Source organism: Flavobacterium aureirubrum (assembly GCF_038739835.1).
Lineage (GTDB): Bacteria > Bacteroidota > Bacteroidia > Flavobacteriales > Flavobacteriaceae > Flavobacterium > Flavobacterium aureirubrum.
Genome location: NZ_JBCGDO010000023.1, coordinates 26,932 through 42,808, shown reverse-complemented (window position 1 = coordinate 42,808; position 15,877 = coordinate 26,932). Strand labels below are relative to the sequence as shown.

At 33.5% G+C, this 15,877-nt stretch carries 14 protein-coding genes and 1 pseudogene; 6 read left to right on the top strand and 9 right to left on the bottom strand.

Annotated elements, in window-relative coordinates; translation table 11 throughout:
• Positions 1–229, bottom strand: a pseudogene (locus tag WFZ85_RS13865) (IS982 family transposase); the annotation flags it as partial.
• A gap of 224 nt (positions 230–453) precedes the next feature.
• Between WFZ85_RS13865 and WFZ85_RS13860 the strand changes: the two are divergent.
• From WFZ85_RS13860 to WFZ85_RS13835, 6 genes are all read left to right on the top strand, one after another.
• A complete protein-coding gene (locus tag WFZ85_RS13860) occupies positions 454–1,302 on the top strand; it encodes a DUF6268 family outer membrane beta-barrel protein (RefSeq protein ID WP_342696885.1) in 849 nt (282 codons plus the stop codon).
• A 156-nt stretch (positions 1,303–1,458) separates the two neighbouring features.
• Positions 1,459–2,598 (top strand): acyl-CoA dehydrogenase family protein, encoded by a 1,140-nt coding sequence (locus WFZ85_RS13855; RefSeq protein WP_342696884.1) that lies wholly within the window; start codon positions 1,459–1,461, stop codon positions 2,596–2,598.
• A 110-nt stretch (positions 2,599–2,708) separates the two neighbouring features.
• The gene (locus tag WFZ85_RS13850) at positions 2,709–3,386 is read left to right on the top strand and encodes an SDR family NAD(P)-dependent oxidoreductase (protein ID WP_342696883.1); all 678 of its coding nucleotides are present in this window, start codon (positions 2,709–2,711) and stop codon (positions 3,384–3,386) included.
• 306 nt (positions 3,387–3,692) lie between these two features.
• Complete coding sequence (locus WFZ85_RS13845) at positions 3,693–4,295, top strand: SprT-like domain-containing protein (protein WP_342696882.1); 603 nt, start codon at positions 3,693–3,695, stop codon at positions 4,293–4,295.
• Between the two features lie 55 nt (positions 4,296–4,350).
• Positions 4,351–5,412 carry a mannose-1-phosphate guanylyltransferase gene (locus WFZ85_RS13840; RefSeq protein WP_342696881.1) on the top strand — a complete coding sequence of 354 codons (1,062 nt, stop codon included), beginning with the start codon at positions 4,351–4,353 and terminating at the stop codon, positions 5,410–5,412.
• 78 nt (positions 5,413–5,490) lie between these two features.
• Complete coding sequence (locus WFZ85_RS13835) at positions 5,491–8,952, top strand: gliding motility-associated C-terminal domain-containing protein (RefSeq protein ID WP_342696880.1); 3,462 nt, start codon at positions 5,491–5,493, stop codon at positions 8,950–8,952.
• 2 nt (positions 8,953–8,954) lie between these two features.
• Here the strand turns inward: WFZ85_RS13835 and WFZ85_RS13830 are convergent, their stop codons facing one another.
• From WFZ85_RS13830 to WFZ85_RS13795, 8 genes are all read right to left on the bottom strand, one after another.
• On the bottom strand, positions 8,955–9,722 hold the full coding sequence (locus WFZ85_RS13830; RefSeq protein WP_342696879.1) for an ABC transporter ATP-binding protein: 768 nt from the start codon (positions 9,720–9,722) through the stop codon (positions 8,955–8,957).
• Positions 9,723–10,469, bottom strand: coding sequence for an MlaE family ABC transporter permease (locus tag WFZ85_RS13825; RefSeq protein ID WP_342696878.1), 747 nt, complete (start codon positions 10,467–10,469; stop codon positions 9,723–9,725).
• A gap of 54 nt (positions 10,470–10,523) precedes the next feature.
• Entirely contained in the window at positions 10,524–11,372 is an 849-nt protein-coding gene (locus WFZ85_RS13820) for a glycosyltransferase family 2 protein (protein ID WP_342696877.1), read from the bottom strand.
• Between the two features lie 39 nt (positions 11,373–11,411).
• The gene (locus WFZ85_RS13815) at positions 11,412–11,933 is read right to left on the bottom strand and encodes a methyltransferase (protein ID WP_342696876.1); all 522 of its coding nucleotides are present in this window, start codon (positions 11,931–11,933) and stop codon (positions 11,412–11,414) included.
• Positions 11,934–12,005: 72 nt separating this feature from the next.
• Positions 12,006–13,163 carry a hypothetical protein gene (locus WFZ85_RS13810; protein WP_342696875.1) on the bottom strand — a complete coding sequence of 386 codons (1,158 nt, stop codon included), beginning with the start codon at positions 13,161–13,163 and terminating at the stop codon, positions 12,006–12,008.
• 80 nt (positions 13,164–13,243) lie between these two features.
• Complete coding sequence (locus WFZ85_RS13805) at positions 13,244–14,302, bottom strand: 3-oxoacyl-ACP synthase III family protein (RefSeq protein ID WP_342696874.1); 1,059 nt, start codon at positions 14,300–14,302, stop codon at positions 13,244–13,246.
• Between the two features lie 171 nt (positions 14,303–14,473).
• Positions 14,474–14,854, bottom strand: a complete 381-nt coding sequence (locus WFZ85_RS13800) for a group III truncated hemoglobin (protein WP_342696873.1) — start codon at positions 14,852–14,854, stop codon at positions 14,474–14,476.
• 444 nt (positions 14,855–15,298) lie between these two features.
• The gene (locus tag WFZ85_RS13795; RefSeq protein ID WP_342696872.1) at positions 15,299–15,862 is read right to left on the bottom strand and encodes a hypothetical protein; all 564 of its coding nucleotides are present in this window, start codon (positions 15,860–15,862) and stop codon (positions 15,299–15,301) included.
• Positions 15,863–15,877 lie beyond the last annotated feature (15 nt).

Below are 15,877 nucleotides of genomic sequence, written 5' to 3'. Positions count from 1 at the left end.
TATTAAACTGACTTCGCTCAATTAAATTTGGAATTTCACTTAGAGAAATCTGTTTAAAAAGTGAATTTTCACTATCAATAGACATAAATTCAGCTGTAAAACTCAATGCAACCACTTCTAAATCAGTCATTTTTGGCTTTCTACCAATTCCTGATTTGAACTCTAACTCAAAATTCAAAGAACTTAAAACTTCTAAAACTCTAAAATAATTTTTAACTATATTTGTCATAAATATTGGTTGTTTGGCGACTTCAAGATACTGAATTTCAGTATCTTGACCAACATTTGTTTAATTTATTTTACTTCAAATAATTTCACCCAACGGGTTAATTTATAATATTTACGACGGTTTGATTTAATAGCACAAAATTATTATTTTCGATTTTGAAATTGCGATACGAACCCAAAATAACTTTTATAATCTATAATTTGACAACGATAATAATTAAAAAAATGAAAGTAAATATTAAAATGCTATACTTAGGAATGTTAATTCCAACAGTTCTTTTTGCTCAAGTTGAAAATAGAGCCACATTGTCACATACCTATTATGCGCCGTCATCAAACGACAATTTAAATGCTGTTGAACAATCTAATATTGATTTTCAGTATTTTTTAAAAAGCAAAGTAATAGCAAAAAAAATTAGATGGGATAATAATTTTGCCTATCGTTCACTAGCTATAGACGATGCAGTAACCAAAAATCTATTTGATGTAGCTTATACTTCCTCATTTGTTTACACCAAAACAGCAAAAAACTTCTTAATTGGTTCAGCTCGAATAAATGTAAGAAGCCAATATAACACAGCGATTACTTCTGATGCTCTTTTTCCATCGTTGTCCTTCGGTTATATGAGACAATCGCAAACCAATAAAGCCATTAGATGGGCAGCTGGAATTAATTACAATAACGACTTTGGAAAAAATGTCATTCTCCCATTCTTTATTTTTAATTACGAAACCCAAAAGATGCGCTTCAATGCCACTTTGCCAAGTTCTATTTTGCTGCTATTTAGAGAAAATAAAAATTGGTATTATGGACTAAATGCTACATTAAACGCCTCAATTTTTGAGGTGGAAGACAATGCTTATGATAGACTACAAATTTTAAATGCGAACTTTTTTGCCTTCACACAAGTAAAACTTTACAAAAAGCTTTGGTTTGAAGTTAAACCGGGAATTACTTTAAGGCGTGATTTTAATTTTTTACAAAGCAATTTTGATCCTGTAAATGATGCTGCTAAAAATAAACTGGATCCAAATTTTGTGCTCACCTCAGGTTTACTTTATAAGATAAATTGATTGATGTAGTTCAAAGGCCAATATAAAATCTATTGAATAATTTCATTATTTTTTATTGTGTTCTAATTTAACGAAAACGTTTGAAATTTTAAGTTTTAAATACTATTTTTGTGCACTAAATGGATAAAAATACAATCATCATATTAAAAAAAGCTTATGAACTTTAATTTAACCGAAGAGCATTTAATGATACAACAGGCAGCAAAAGATTTTGCTCAAGCAGAATTGTTGCCAGGCGTTATTGAACGAGACGAACATTCTAAATTCCCCACAGAACAAGTCAAAATGATGGCTGAATTAGGTTTTATGGGGATGATGGTCGATCCAAAATATGGTGGTTCTGGTTTAGATGCTATTTCCTATTGCTTAGCATTAATTGAAATTTCCAAAGTCGATGCCTCTGCGGCGGTGATTATGTCTGTAAATAATTCTTTGGTTTGTGCAGGACTTGAAAAATATGGCAACGAAGAGCAAAAAATGAAATATTTAGTGCCTTTGGCCAAAGGAGAAGTAATCGGTGCTTTTTGTCTTTCTGAGCCAGAAGCAGGAAGTGATGCGAGTTCGCAAAAAACTACTGCTAAAGACATGGGCGATTACTATTTGCTAAACGGAACTAAAAACTGGATAACTAATGGAGGAACAGCCTCAACCTATTTAGTACTGGCGCAAACCGATGTTGAAAAAGGGCACAAAGGTATCAATGCTTTTATCGTAGAAAAAAGTTGGTCAGGTTTTGAAATTGGTCCAAAAGAAAAGAAAATGGGAATCCGCGGAAGCGATACCCATTCTTTAATGTTCACCGATGTGAAAGTTCCAAAAGAAAACAGAATTGGCGCTGATGGTTTTGGTTTCAATTTTGCCATGAATGTATTAAATGGCGGAAGAATTGGTATCGCTTCACAAGCTTTAGGCATTGCAACAGGCGCTTATGAATTGGCATTAAAGTATTCACAAGAAAGAAAAGCATTTGGCAAAGAGATTTTCAAACACCAAGCTATTGCCTTTAAATTAGCCGATATGTATGTAAAAATTACGGCTGCTAAATTATTAATTATGAAAGCGGCGTGTGAAAGAGATGAAGGCAAAGATATTGCGCACTCTGGTGCAATGGCAAAATTATATGCTTCAGAAATTGCTCTAGAAGTAGCCAATGAAGCCGTTCAAATTCATGGAGGAAACGGTTATGTGGCCGAATATCATGTAGAACGAATGATGCGCGATTCTAAAATTACTCAAATCTATGAAGGAACGTCAGAAATTCAAAGAATTGTAATTTCAAGAGGACTGGTTTCGTAGTATTGACTTTTTTAAAAAGTTAAAAGTTTTTATTAATTCAAACTATTTTACAAACCCTTTTAGGCAACTAAAAGGGTTTTGTTTTACCTTAGCATTCAGAAAAAAAATACATGAAAAACATTATCATCACAGGAACATCGCGCGGCATTGGATATGAATTGGCTTTACAATTTGCTAATGCAGGCCACCAAGTCTTGGCCATTTCCAGAAAAATTCCTCAAGTTTTAATCGAAAACCAAAACATCATTTGCCTTTCGGTTGACTTAGGAAAAGAAGAGGAGTTAGCTGAGATTGAAAAATTTCTTTCTCATACATGGAAAAAAGTCGACATTGTCATTCATAATGCAGGAAGTTTGTTGAACAAGCCCTTTTCGCAAACCACACAAGAAGATTTTGAAAATGTGTATAAAGTCAATGTTTTTGGAGTTGCCAATTTGACTAGAATCGCATTACCCTATTTACAAAAAGGAGGTCATGTAGTAACGATAAGTTCGATGGGAGGCATTCAGGGCAGCATGAAATTTCCTGGATTGGCAGCCTATAGTTCTAGCAAAGGTGCAGTAATAACATTATCAGAATTATTAGCAGAAGAATATAAAGAACAAGGCATTGCGTTCAATGTTTTAGCACTTGGAGCAGTGAATACTGAAATGCTGCAAGAAGCTTTTCCGGGCTATGAAGCACCAATTTCGGCAACAGAAATGGCCGATTATATTTTTAACTTTGCTTTGACTGGAAATAAATATCACAATGGGAAAATCATTGAGGTTTCCAGTTCAACACCTTAAAAATATAGTGTCGTTAGAATTGGAAAACAAAACCTGACGATAGAAGTGAGAAGTTGGACGATAGAAATGCATCATCAGACGATGGAAGTAAGCCTTCAGACGATGGAAGTAGACTGCCAGACAATAGAAGTAGACTGCCAGACAATAGAAGTAGACTGTCAGACGATGGAAGTAGACTGTCAGACGATGGAAGTAGACTGTCAGACGATGGAAGTAGACTGTCAGACGATGGAAGTAGACTGTCAGACGATGGATTTAAGAAAACAGACGATATTTGTAAGATTTAAGGTAATAAATTAGCAGAACATGAGCGAAGTTTTATCAAAATATTTACCAGAACATGCTGTAGCTAGTTGTTTTGAATTAATCAAAACCAATAATGTGCATTTAAAAATCGTTAATGAACGGCAAACTCGTCATGGTGATTATCGGAGAGCAATAGGAGGAAAGCACGAAATTACTGTTAATGCTAATTTAAATAAATACCGCTTTTTGATAACGTTGGTTCACGAAATCGCTCACTTGGTGGCTTATGAAAAATATGGTCGAATGATAAAACCACATGGCAATGAGTGGAAACATACCTTTCAACGATTGATGGTTTCGTTCATTCGTCCCGAGATTTTTCCACATTCGGTTTTGCCTTTGGTTGCTAATCATTTTAGAAATCCTTCGGCAAGTAGCGATACTGATGCTCGATTGGCATTTGCTCTGAAACAATTTGACGAAAGAAAGCCTGATATTCATTTTATTCACGAAGTACCAAGCGGCAGTATATTTAGAATTAAAAATGGGAGAATTTTTCAGAAAAAAGGACTTCGAGTAAAACGCTATGAATGTTTGGAAGTGAAAACTGGAAGATTGTATTTGTTCAATGCTAATGCGGAGGTGGAAATTTTACCTAGTTGATAGTTAAAAAAACTCTGCAAATTAGTACCTTAGCAACTTAGTTATTTTTTATAAAATGAACAAAAATTATTACGCCATATTAATGGCTGGCGGTGTGGGTTCGCGCTTTTGGCCAGTTTCAACAACAGCATTTCCAAAACAGTTTCACGACATGTTGGGTTCGGGAGATACTCTGATACAAAAGACATTCAGTCGTTTATCAAAATTGATTCCAGTAGAAAATATTTTGATTTTAACCAATGAACGCTATAATGATTTGGTTCTAGAACAACTGCCAATGGTTAAGCAAAAACAAGTTTTGTTAGAACCAGCGATGCGCAACACGGCACCATGTATTTTATATGCATCGCTAAAAATTCAGAAACAGAATCCTGATGCCGTTATGGTCGTGGCACCAAGCGATCATTGGATTGAAGATGAAACCGCTTTTGCTGCTAATTTGCAACAGTGTTTTGACTTTTGTCAAAAAGAAAATGCGTTGATGACATTGGGCATTCAGCCTACATTTCCCAATACTGGTTTCGGTTATATTGAGTTTGATAAATCCGATACAAATCCTATTAAAAAAGTAAATCAGTTTCGCGAAAAACCCGATTATGAAACGGCAAAATCATTTCTTGAGCAAGGCAATTTCCTGTGGAATGGCGGTATTTTTATTTGGAGTGTGAAATCAGTTACAGCTGCTTTTGGCAAGTTTCAACCGCAGATGAATGTTTTGTTTCAAAAAGGGTTTGAATGCTATAATACTGAAAACGAAAAGCAGTTTATTAACGATAATTATGCTATGGCAGAAAATATTTCGATTGATTATGCTGTGATGGAAAAAGCAGATAATGTGTATGTTTTACCAGCTACTTTCGATTGGAATGACCTTGGTACTTGGGGACAATTACATGAAAAAATTGATAAAGACGAGAATAATAATGGTGTTATCAATGCGAAAGTAATTCTTGAAAATGCGTCAAATAATATTGTTCGCTCTGACGCTAATAAAATTATTGTAATTGATGGTTTACACGATTACATAATTGTGGACAAAGAAGGTGTTTTAATGATTTATCCCAAAAGTAAAGAGCAAGATATTAAGCGAATTACGGCTTTGGCTAACAAATTATAATTATATCAAAACAATTTTACGCAACCAAAATTATTTTAATGTATCTTTCCGTTATATAATTAGTATAAAAATTTGTAAATGAATAATTTGAAGTTGGGTTTTTCTTTGTTTTTCTTGCTAATAGCTCAGTTGACCTTTAGTCAATTATCAAATTTTACACTTACTGTAACAAAAACAGATGAAACTTGTACTGCAAACGGTTCTCTAAGTTTTTCTGTTTTAAATACAACTAGTGGTTCTTCTATTGTTTATTCTATTTATCGACTACCTAATACTACAACTCCAATTGCCGTTTTAGCAACCAATACATTTGGTGGATTAATTGCTGGAAATTACCGTGTTGTTGCTACTCAATCATTAGGCACTCAAAGCGGTTCTCAACAGCAAGATGTCACTATAAATTATTCGGGTGTTACTTTAACTTATCAATTAACAAGTACCAACGAAATGTGTGGTAATGATGGAACGATAACTGTAAATATAGGCACTGGAACAGCAGTAAATTATGAAATATTTGCTGGACCAATGGTAAGACCGTCGCAAACTTCAAATGTTTTTACTGGATTAACTAACGGTGTTTATCAAATAAGAGTTTTTGATAATTGCGGTGAAGGTGTTGTTCAAACGTATACTTTATTAGAATCTAATACTAATTTAATTTTTACTTTGACAAATCCTGTTTTTATGTCTTGTAGCACTTTGAGGATTGGAGCCAATATAACAACATTTATACCTACTACAAACACACCTCCAGGAGTAATTAAATATCCATTGCAAGTAACAACTACTGTTTTTCCTCCTGGCGGTGGAGCATCTATTGTCTATAATCAAACCATAAATAGCGGGAATAGTTTTAATCAAACAATCACCTATTATAGTCAACCTTATAACTATACTTTCACCATAACAGATGGTTGTGGAACTATTTATAACTTGAATGGAACTGTTCAATTATCAATACCTTCTTCTTCTTATCAAGTATTACCACAAGATTGTACTTATAAACAAGTTCGATTTTCAAATGTAACTTCTGTTTCACTAACAGCAGCTCCAACAACTTATCCAAATCCGTTGCCTCAAAATTTTTCTTCTGATTCTAATAATATTGTAACAGTTTCCAATTTATTGGCAGGAACCTACGTTTTTAATGCAATAAATATTTGTGGAGTTCAACAAATTTATTCCATAACAATAATAATTACACCTTTTGCTCCGCCATCTACAACAGTTTATAATGTTAACTGTTTTACGGGTTCATTATTAATTTTTAATATTCAGCAATTAATTATGACTTCCTCGCCCACTTCTTATGGTATTGCCATGCCTTATGATTATACAAGTATAATAAATTCACAAAATTATACTGGTTTTTTAAACTTGCCAGTTGGAACTTATACTTTTTCATATATTGATTTATGTGGACAACTTGGTAACTTGGTAGTAGATATAGTACCTACTCCTCAAACTCCTATAGCTAATGTTTTAGAAGGTTGTCAAGATGGATTTGGTTCGGTTCAAATTACGGGATCATTTTCTTCAATAATTATGACTTCTGCTCCTTCTTCTTATAGCGCTTCATTGCCTAATAATTTAACGAGCAGTCTTATTTTGGGAAATTCGAAACTTTCCCTTGACATGCTTCCTCCTGGAGAATATGTTTTTCAATCAACAGATCCTTGTAATAATCCTTTCACAACAACTGTAACCATAGTAGGATATAGCGATACTTCTAGTGTTGTAATTTCACCAAATTGTGGTTCTTTTAATTTGAATTTAATTCATACTAGCACGAATGCAAGCAGTACCTCTTTTTGGTTACAAAAATTTAATGCTACTACAAATACTTGGGGTCATCCTCAAACTGGTATTCAATATGTAGTTGGAACAGTTCCTACTGGATTAAATTCGGTTTCACTTATTAACAATAGTATTAATTTCAATTTGGCTTTTTTGGGACAATTTAGGGTATTAAAAGTTAATACTAGTTATGCCGCTAATAATTCAGCTCCCGTTAATTGTTTTAAAGTCATTAATGAATTTGAGTTTACAGGATTACCAAGAATTACTGATGTTTATTCCATATCATGTGGAACCACTTTTGAAGTTCTTATTATAGCCGAAGGTTTTAATCCGCTACAATATAGGATAACTACAAAAAATGGTTTGCCTTTTATAGTTGATAATGGGAATTTGAATATCTTTTCAAATTTGCAACCAGCAACTTATAATTTTCAAGTGGAAGATGGATGTGGGAATATATTAAATAGCCTATTTGAAATTGTAAATTCAAATCCCTTAACAATAACTGCAGAGAATATTTCGTGTGATGGACAAAATACATCTTTAACAGTACCTAATTTTCCTTTTTTCAATTATCAATGGTGGAAAGGGTCTAATACAACTACAATTCTAAGTACAACAAACACACTCAGTTTTACACCTTTTAATGCAAATTTAAACAACGGAACCTACCACGTCAGAATAACCTATGCAGGTAATCCAAATTCGTGCTTAAACCAAGTGCTGGATTATACTTTTTCGATAAACAATATACCACCATTTGCTGGACAAGGCGGCAATTATGCTTATTGTGGAAATCAAGGAACTATAAATTTATTTACATTGCTAACTGGAAATTATGATGCTAATGGGGTTTGGACGGAAACTACCAATAGCGGAACATTAAATAATAACAATTGGAATTCTACTACTGTTCCACTTGGTTTTTATCAATTTAAATATCGTGTTACAGGAAATTGTAATTTGTTTGATGAATCGGTAATAAATATTACTTTACGAAGCAACCCCCAAAGCCCAACTGCAAGTTCAGATCCAGTAGTATGTAATAATGGAAATCTCAACCTTTATGCAAACCTTATTCCTAACGCCACTTATTATTGGACAGGTCCAAACGGATTTACTTCCAATGTGCGAAATCCCACTATAAACCCAGCTGATTTATCAAATACAGGAATTTATTTCGTTCAAGTTATTGATCAATTCAATTGTGTGTCACAACCTTCAAATGTAGATGTCACTGTTACCTTAAACCCAGAGTTCACAATAGATAGTTCCTGCATTGAGAATAGATTTGTAATGACGGCTATACCAATTCAAAGTTCTTATGATCCTGATACTGTTACTTATAATTGGACTGGACCAAATAATTTTTTTAGTGCATCAGCTATTTGTGATATAACAGGTCAGCAAACTGGCGAATATACCTTGATAATTACTAACGGTGAAGGATGTTCAGGAACAAATTCATATAATGCATCGCTTACTTTATGTTCTATTCCACAAGGTGTCTCAGCCAATAATGATGGTGATAATGATACTTTTAATTTATCAGGATTTGGAGGTGTTGAACTTAAAATATTCAATCGATATGGAATGGTAGTTTATGAACTTAATAATTATATAAATGAATGGAATGGGCAAGATTACAATGGGAACATGTTGCCAAGTTCTACATATTATTATTTGATAAAATTACCAACAGGGGAAACAAAAACGGGTTGGGTTTATTTAATATATTGATTTTATTCTTCTCCTTTATTCTGTGCTTTTCTGATTTTTTTGAAAAGATTGGATGAATACACAAAATCGGTTATCGCTTCATTATCAGTTTTGAAAATGTCTTTTTTAGTGCCTTCCCATGCTAAAATTCCTTCTTTTAGAAAAATAATTTTGTCGCCAATTTCCATCACCGAGTTCATATCGTGCGTATTTACTACAGTGGTAATATTATATTCAACTGTAATTTCATGAATTAAATTATCGATAACAATGGCAGTTTTTGGATCCAGTCCAGAATTGGGTTCATCACAAAACAAGTATTTTGGATTATTTACAATGGCACGAGCAATAGCCACACGTTTTTGCATTCCACCCGAAATTTCCGATGGTTTTTTAGTATTAGCATTTACTAAATTAACTCTATTAATAACAAAATTCACTCGTTCTCTAATTTCTTCTGCCGATTTATTGGTAAACATAGTTAAAGGGAAACCTACATTTTCCTCTACTGTCATGCTATCAAATAGCGCGCTTCCTTGAAAGACCATACCTATTTCTGTTCGGAGTGTTCTCTTTTCATCGGGTGTTAAATTGGCATAAATTCTTCCATCGAAAGAAATCGTGCCTTTGTCTGGCGAATGAATTCCTAGTAAACTTTTTAGTAAAACGGTCTTTCCAGAACCACTTTGACCAATAATTAAATTGGTCTTTCCAGTGTCAAAAATGGTAGAAATGCCTTTCAACACTTTTGAATTCCCAAAGGATTTTTCGATGTCTTTTACTTCTATCATTTAGGTTAAGAGTAATTGGGTTAAAATATAATTGACCAGAATGATGGTAACCGATGTCCATACAAAAGAAACGGTACTTGCTTTTCCCACTTCGAGTGCGCCGCCTTTCATATAAAATCCGTGAAATGAAGGAATAGTGGCGAGCAACATTCCAAAAATAAATGTTTTGATAAAAGCATAAGCCACATGAAACGGTATAAATTCTTGTTGTAGTCCTTGAATAAAATCACCGCTAGAACCAAAGCCGCCATAAACGGCAGCAACCCAACCACCGAGAATTCCAAGAAACATACTAATTCCTATGATAAACGGATAGAGCAGTAGAGCAATTATTTTTGGGAAAACCAAATAATTCAATGAATTTACACCCATCACTTCTAGCGCATCAATTTGCTCGGTTACACGCATGGTTCCAATACTCGAAGTGATGAAAGAGCCCATTTTTCCTGCCATAATTATAGAGATAAATGTGGGAGCAAATTCCAATATTACTGATTGTCTAGTAGCAAATCCGATGAGGTATTTTGGGATTAAAGGATTGGTAAGATTTAAGGCTGTTTGAATGGAAACTACACCACCAACAAAGAAAGAAATGAATGCTACAATCCCCAAAGAGTCAATAATTAAATCATCAACTTCCTTAAAAATTAATTTTCTCATCGCAGTCCATTTTGTTGGTTTGTTAAAAACTTCCTTTAACATCAAGAAGTATTTCCCAATTTGCGATAAATAGCGCAGTAGCATCATAAATTTTAAATATTGGTAAAAATAGTTATTAGTTGCGAGTTATGTGTTTTTACTTTAAAACAATTTTTCTTTCATCTTTTGCAATCTGTAATTCCGAATGAATTTAGCTTGTTCTGTCGTAACCAAAAGTGGTTTTTTTTCTGATTTTGCTTTCCAAAAACCTTTGATATAATCAATAAATAATAATGGCTTTTTCTTCAGTAAGGCTAATTTTGCAGAAGCAATTGCTGTTATCCAAAATCCGTAACCTAGAGTATAAAAAGCTGCACCTTGCTTGTATCGCGCGGTTTTGTTATAATTTGCTCCAGTTGGTTTAAGATGTTTTACTTTCAAAGTGGCATCGGTTATTACTTTCCAATTGTAAAATTTACAAAGTAATTCATCAACAGTATCCCAACCCATGGCTGGTTTTAATCCGCCAATTTGTTTAAAAGTTTCCTTTCTGTAGGCTTTAAAAGCGCCGCGAATATGGTCTTTATCCGTTAAGTTTTCTAGTATCCATGTGCCGTTTTTTTCGATATAAGCAAATCCGCCAGCCATTCCAATTTTGTTATCCGATTGAAAATGGGAAGTAATTGTTTCAAAATAATTGGATGGAAAAATCAAATCCGCATCGACTTTTACAATGAAATCGTAATCTTCATCTAGCGTTTCCAATCCTGTTTGAAATGCTTGAATAACTTTACTTCCGGGTAAATGTATTGCATCTGAGGTTTTGTTGACCAAATAAATAAACGAATGTTTATCACAAAACGATTGAATGATTTCTTCAGTTTTATCAGTAGAACCATCATTAACCACCACAACTTTTGAAGGTAAAACGGTTTGTTCCACTATTGATTGCAAGGTCAGCGAAATAAACTTTTCTTCGTTGTATGTAGGAATGATGATATAGTAGTTCATCGGAAAAATAATTGATATTGATTTTTGCAATTGATATTGTTATTGACGAACCGCATAAACCAAATAATACCTCGGTGTAAACCATCGCAATAACGGACGGAAACCGAATTTTTTAACAGGATGTGTAAATTTCACGCTATCTATAATTTTGAAACCTATTTTTTCTAATAACCAGTCTAACTGCCAGTCTTCAAACTCATGATAATGTCTATCCCATTTGTCTGTTTTACTTCTATAGGCTGGAGAAAACCATAAACGTAGCGGAATTGAAATTAGTATTTTATCACATTTTATGTTTTCTAAAACAGTATAAGGATTTAATAAATGTTCAAAAATTTCAAAACCAGTGAATACTTCATAGGTTGCTTTTCGCAGCGCTGACTGGTCATTGTCTATGTCTTCACCTGTAGTATTAATCACTTTATAACCATTGTCTTCCATGATTTTCGAAAACGGATTTGGAACTCCTAAGTCAAAAATGGTTTCAGAAGTTTTGACGTGTTTTTTTAAAAAATCTAATGTGATGTTGAAGCGTTTGCTAGGATATGTCTTCTCGTACATTTAGTTTGCAAGTTTTAAGGGTGTAAAGTTACAGATAAATTATACTTTGTATGACACTAGATTTAGTTCTTCCTAAAAATTAAAATCTCTAGGCTCACCATTAAGTTCTCTTCCACCAAGAATAGATTTCGTATACATGTCATCTAACTCGCCAAAAAAATCTTTATCGCCTCTTATGACAAAACCCATTTTCCGGTTTAGTAGATATTGTTCATAAGCTAAGGGCAGGTGTTCGGCTATTTTTTTTGCATAATAACTATTATAGGCTGCAACGACTGCCTCTTTTATATTGTTATTACTTTTTATTGGGATGGACTCATTCTGCTCTATTAACTCTCTAAATATATCCTCGTAGTGAAAAGTGTCTTCTGTATCATCCATAGCCATTTTGTAGTAGTGATAACGCTTTTGTGTTTCATAATCCTCGAAGTGGTCAAATAAATAAGCGGTTACCTCGTCGTTATATGAACTTAAATAGGGACGATTGTCTGTTAACTTAATCGGTTGGTCTTTTAGTTTTTCTTTGATTTTTTTATTCTCATGCTCACGCCATATTTTTATGTAAAATTCCTCTTTTTCACCCCTAATATCTGGAAGTAGTAATAGTTTTGACGACCCTGTTTTATTAAAATGATATTGGTACCATGTTGGTATGCTGTTATCGTCCTTTTTCTCACTACTAAGATAAACCTCTTTTATTGAGTCGTAATCTTGCCAATTTTCTGCAGAGAAACCGTTTGCAAAATCTATCTTAGATTTTAACAAAAATGTTTTGTACATTTTGATTTCTGCTTCTGATATGGGTTTTACGAGGGGACAGTTAAAAATTTCATTTTCCCACTTATGAAAATCGATACATTTTTCAATGAAATTTAATTTTATCTCCTCGGCACGCCATTGGCACTGCAAATCAAAAAGTTTTTTTTGTAGAATGGCTTTTAGGTGCTCATGGGCTATATCAATCCATTTAGAACGTTGCTCTTCATCTATTTGAATATACATATCACCATAGCGGTAGACTTGATACTTTTGGTTGATATAATGAACAATAAAATCCTCTGCCGATTTTTTTTGATAATTTGACAAGTAAAGTTGCAACTGCTCGTTTTGGTCTATTTCGTTGCGCCATTTGATTTTGAGTTCTTTCTCTTCTTCAAGTAGCTGCCGGTCTTTGGCTAGTTTTTCTTTGGTATACTTATCAATCTTAGAATCGTAATCTTGCTCGTCCATAACCTAGTAATTTTTTGTTATACTAAAATACTATTTATTTTAAAAAGCCAGTTTTTTTTTCAAATTTTTTATGATTTGATTTACATTTTATAAACTATGGCATTCACATTCATTCCTGCGCCAACCGATGCGAAAAGAAGGACATCGCCTTTTTGAATACTTTGATTTTCAAGTTGCCCTTTTATCAACATATCATATAATGTGGGAACTGTGGCAACGCTCGAATTGCCTAGTTTATGAATACTCATAGGCATTACGCCTTCGGGCATTTTTTGGTCATAAAGCTTATAAAAGCGTTGCACAATAGCTTCATCCATTTTTTCATTGGCTTGATGTATCAGTATTTTTTTTACTTCATTAATACCAACGCCACTGTTATCAAGACACGCTTTCATGGCTTTGGGTACATTACTCAAGGCAAATTCATAAATTTTTCTACCATGCATTTTAATAAAGCGAACATCAGGGTCGTGTGATTTATTAAATGAATTACCAAAAAATAAATAATAAGCTTCATCATAAGTAAAGGTGGCCGACTCATGTGCCAATATTCCACCTTCGTCCTCAGTAGCTTCAATTATCGTAGCTCCAGCGCCGTCAGAATAAATCATGCTATCGCGGTCATGCAAATCAACCACTCTTGATAACGTTTCTGCTCCAATAACCAAACATTTTTTAGCCATGCCTGCTTTAATAAAAGCTTGGGCTTGTATCACGCCTTCCACCCAGCCAGGACAACCAAAAAGCATGTCGTAGCAAACACATTTTGGATTTTTTATTCTTAAATCATATTTAACTCTCGACGCTAAACTGGGTAACAAATCGGTTTGGATGGCACCTTTTTTTACATTCCCAAAGTTGTGGGCAAAAATGATATAATCTAGTGTTTCAGGGTCAATAGTAGCATTTTCTATCGCTCTTCTTGCAGCAATAGTCGCAATATCAGAAGTTTGTAAATCGTCAGAGGCATAGCGACGTTCTTCAATGCCAGTGATATCATAAAATTTTTCAGTAATCACTTCATTAGGCAGCGGAAAAGCGGTGCCATCATCATTAAGGAAAACATGTTTTATAAAATCTTTATTGGTCACTATTTCTGTAGGAATATAGCAGCCCGAACCTGTTATTTTTATTTGCATGACAATCAATTTAATTGGCTAAATTAAATATTAATAATGTAATAACATACCTCGAACTACTATGCGCGCATATAATTACGAAATAAATTATTTTAGCACTTTTTTTTGCGTAATTTACATTATTTAAATCTTTTTATTGCATACTTACTATTGCTTTTGTTAAAAGAAGAATTAGGTCTTTTTTTCTTGTGCAATTTTAATTTGCAGGATCGTCGCAATGCTCAGTGCTTGTGTTTTAATTTGCTCCGCTTTTTCACCTTTAAAATTTTCGTCAACCGCTGTGTTAAAATGGTTGAGCCAGATAGTAAACAGTTCCTTCGATAAATATTCTTTAGCGTTTATGTCCAAATGAACTTGCGTCAAGTTTTTAGTATAACCGCCAGTACCCAAAATGGCTTGCGACCAAAACGTAACCAATATCGGCAAATGTGCTTCGATTTTAATCTTTACCACATCAGTAAAGATGTAGCTGATTTTTTCATCGGCTAACAGTTTTTTATAAAACTCATCAACCAGTAGGTATAAATCGTCTTGGTTTTGGATGTCGTTCATTTTCTTTTTTTTTGGAGCTATTTCCCGCTTTCCGTTACAATCTTTTCTTTTTTTAGTAGAAAAAAAAGAAAAGGATTTCCACTTCAATCGGGGCTAGAGCAGTAGTACAACTCATACCATGAAAAAACTATCACAATCTTCCAAACAAATATACAAATACTTGTTAGAAAGGTAGCTGTTATATATTCTGAACTATGCAACATCATAACGTGTCGGAATAACCAATCAAGTAAAATAGAAAATTATTCCGCGGCAACAACCATAAAGTGAGCCTCAGTTTTTAGTCCCAAGCCTTCGGCGGACAAAAAGTTGTTGCCCACCTTATCAACAAGCCCTATTGCGGATAAATTAACTCGAGAAAAAAACGACATATAACCCTTATTCAAAGTTGTTAATAACTTTATGATGCTTTACATAGGAACGGGTGTTAGCCGTTCGGTTTTTTTAAAATCTATATCCAATTCTTAAGTGTAAATTAATTGTCGCTTCACTTTCGTTGTCTAAATAACCAGCTTGTTTCGCAAAAATATAACGGTAACCAATTCCAATTCCGGTTTCATAGTTGAAATGTTTTCCAATATTTCTTCTTATTCCCCAAGTAGGTACAATTGAAATATCACTAATAATATTTATAGTATCATAATTTGAAATTACAAACCAATCTGGATGATAACTTGTTTTAAGTGAAATAAAATTTCCGCTATTTCCGTCAATTCTTTTCGATTTGCTTACTCTTTTATTCAGATTATAATACCATCTTGGTTCAGCAGTTATAACTGGCGTCATTAAAAATCCCGTTTTGTCATAAAAATCTCCGCCCCAAATTCCACTATCAAATCCTATTTCACTTCGTAATGCAATTTGATTAGTTAGTTTTTTTTCGTTATGTGCCCATATACCAAATAAACCTGTTTGAATTCCATATACAGATTTTTCAACACTCGCATTTTGAGATTTTATAGTTAAAGTTAAACTTATTAAGGCTAAAGTCAAAATTGTTTTTTTCATAAAGCTTGTTTTAAA

What these genes read in the sequence shown, in the direction of transcription:
- WFZ85_RS13860 (WP_342696885.1), top strand. Translation starts at nt 454, where the DNA reads ATGAAAGTAAATATTAAAATGCTATACTTAGGAATGTTAATTCCAACA.
- WFZ85_RS13855 (WP_342696884.1), top strand. Translation starts at nt 1,459, where the DNA reads ATGAACTTTAATTTAACCGAAGAGCATTTAATGATACAACAGGCAGCA.
- WFZ85_RS13850 (WP_342696883.1), top strand. Translation starts at nt 2,709, where the DNA reads ATGAAAAACATTATCATCACAGGAACATCGCGCGGCATTGGATATGAA.
- WFZ85_RS13845 (WP_342696882.1), top strand. Translation starts at nt 3,693, where the DNA reads ATGAGCGAAGTTTTATCAAAATATTTACCAGAACATGCTGTAGCTAGT.
- WFZ85_RS13840 (WP_342696881.1), top strand. Translation starts at nt 4,351, where the DNA reads ATGAACAAAAATTATTACGCCATATTAATGGCTGGCGGTGTGGGTTCG.
- WFZ85_RS13835 (WP_342696880.1), top strand. Translation starts at nt 5,491, where the DNA reads ATGAATAATTTGAAGTTGGGTTTTTCTTTGTTTTTCTTGCTAATAGCT.
- WFZ85_RS13830 (WP_342696879.1), bottom strand. Translation starts at nt 9,722, where the DNA reads ATGATAGAAGTAAAAGACATCGAAAAATCCTTTGGGAATTCAAAAGTG.
- WFZ85_RS13825 (WP_342696878.1), bottom strand. Translation starts at nt 10,469, where the DNA reads ATGATGCTACTGCGCTATTTATCGCAAATTGGGAAATACTTCTTGATG.
- WFZ85_RS13820 (WP_342696877.1), bottom strand. Translation starts at nt 11,372, where the DNA reads ATGAACTACTATATCATCATTCCTACATACAACGAAGAAAAGTTTATT.
- WFZ85_RS13815 (WP_342696876.1), bottom strand. Translation starts at nt 11,933, where the DNA reads ATGTACGAGAAGACATATCCTAGCAAACGCTTCAACATCACATTAGAT.
- WFZ85_RS13810 (WP_342696875.1), bottom strand. Translation starts at nt 13,163, where the DNA reads ATGGACGAGCAAGATTACGATTCTAAGATTGATAAGTATACCAAAGAA.
- WFZ85_RS13805 (WP_342696874.1), bottom strand. Translation starts at nt 14,302, where the DNA reads ATGCAAATAAAAATAACAGGTTCGGGCTGCTATATTCCTACAGAAATA.
- WFZ85_RS13800 (WP_342696873.1), bottom strand. Translation starts at nt 14,854, where the DNA reads ATGAACGACATCCAAAACCAAGACGATTTATACCTACTGGTTGATGAG.
- WFZ85_RS13795 (WP_342696872.1), bottom strand. Translation starts at nt 15,862, where the DNA reads ATGAAAAAAACAATTTTGACTTTAGCCTTAATAAGTTTAACTTTAACT.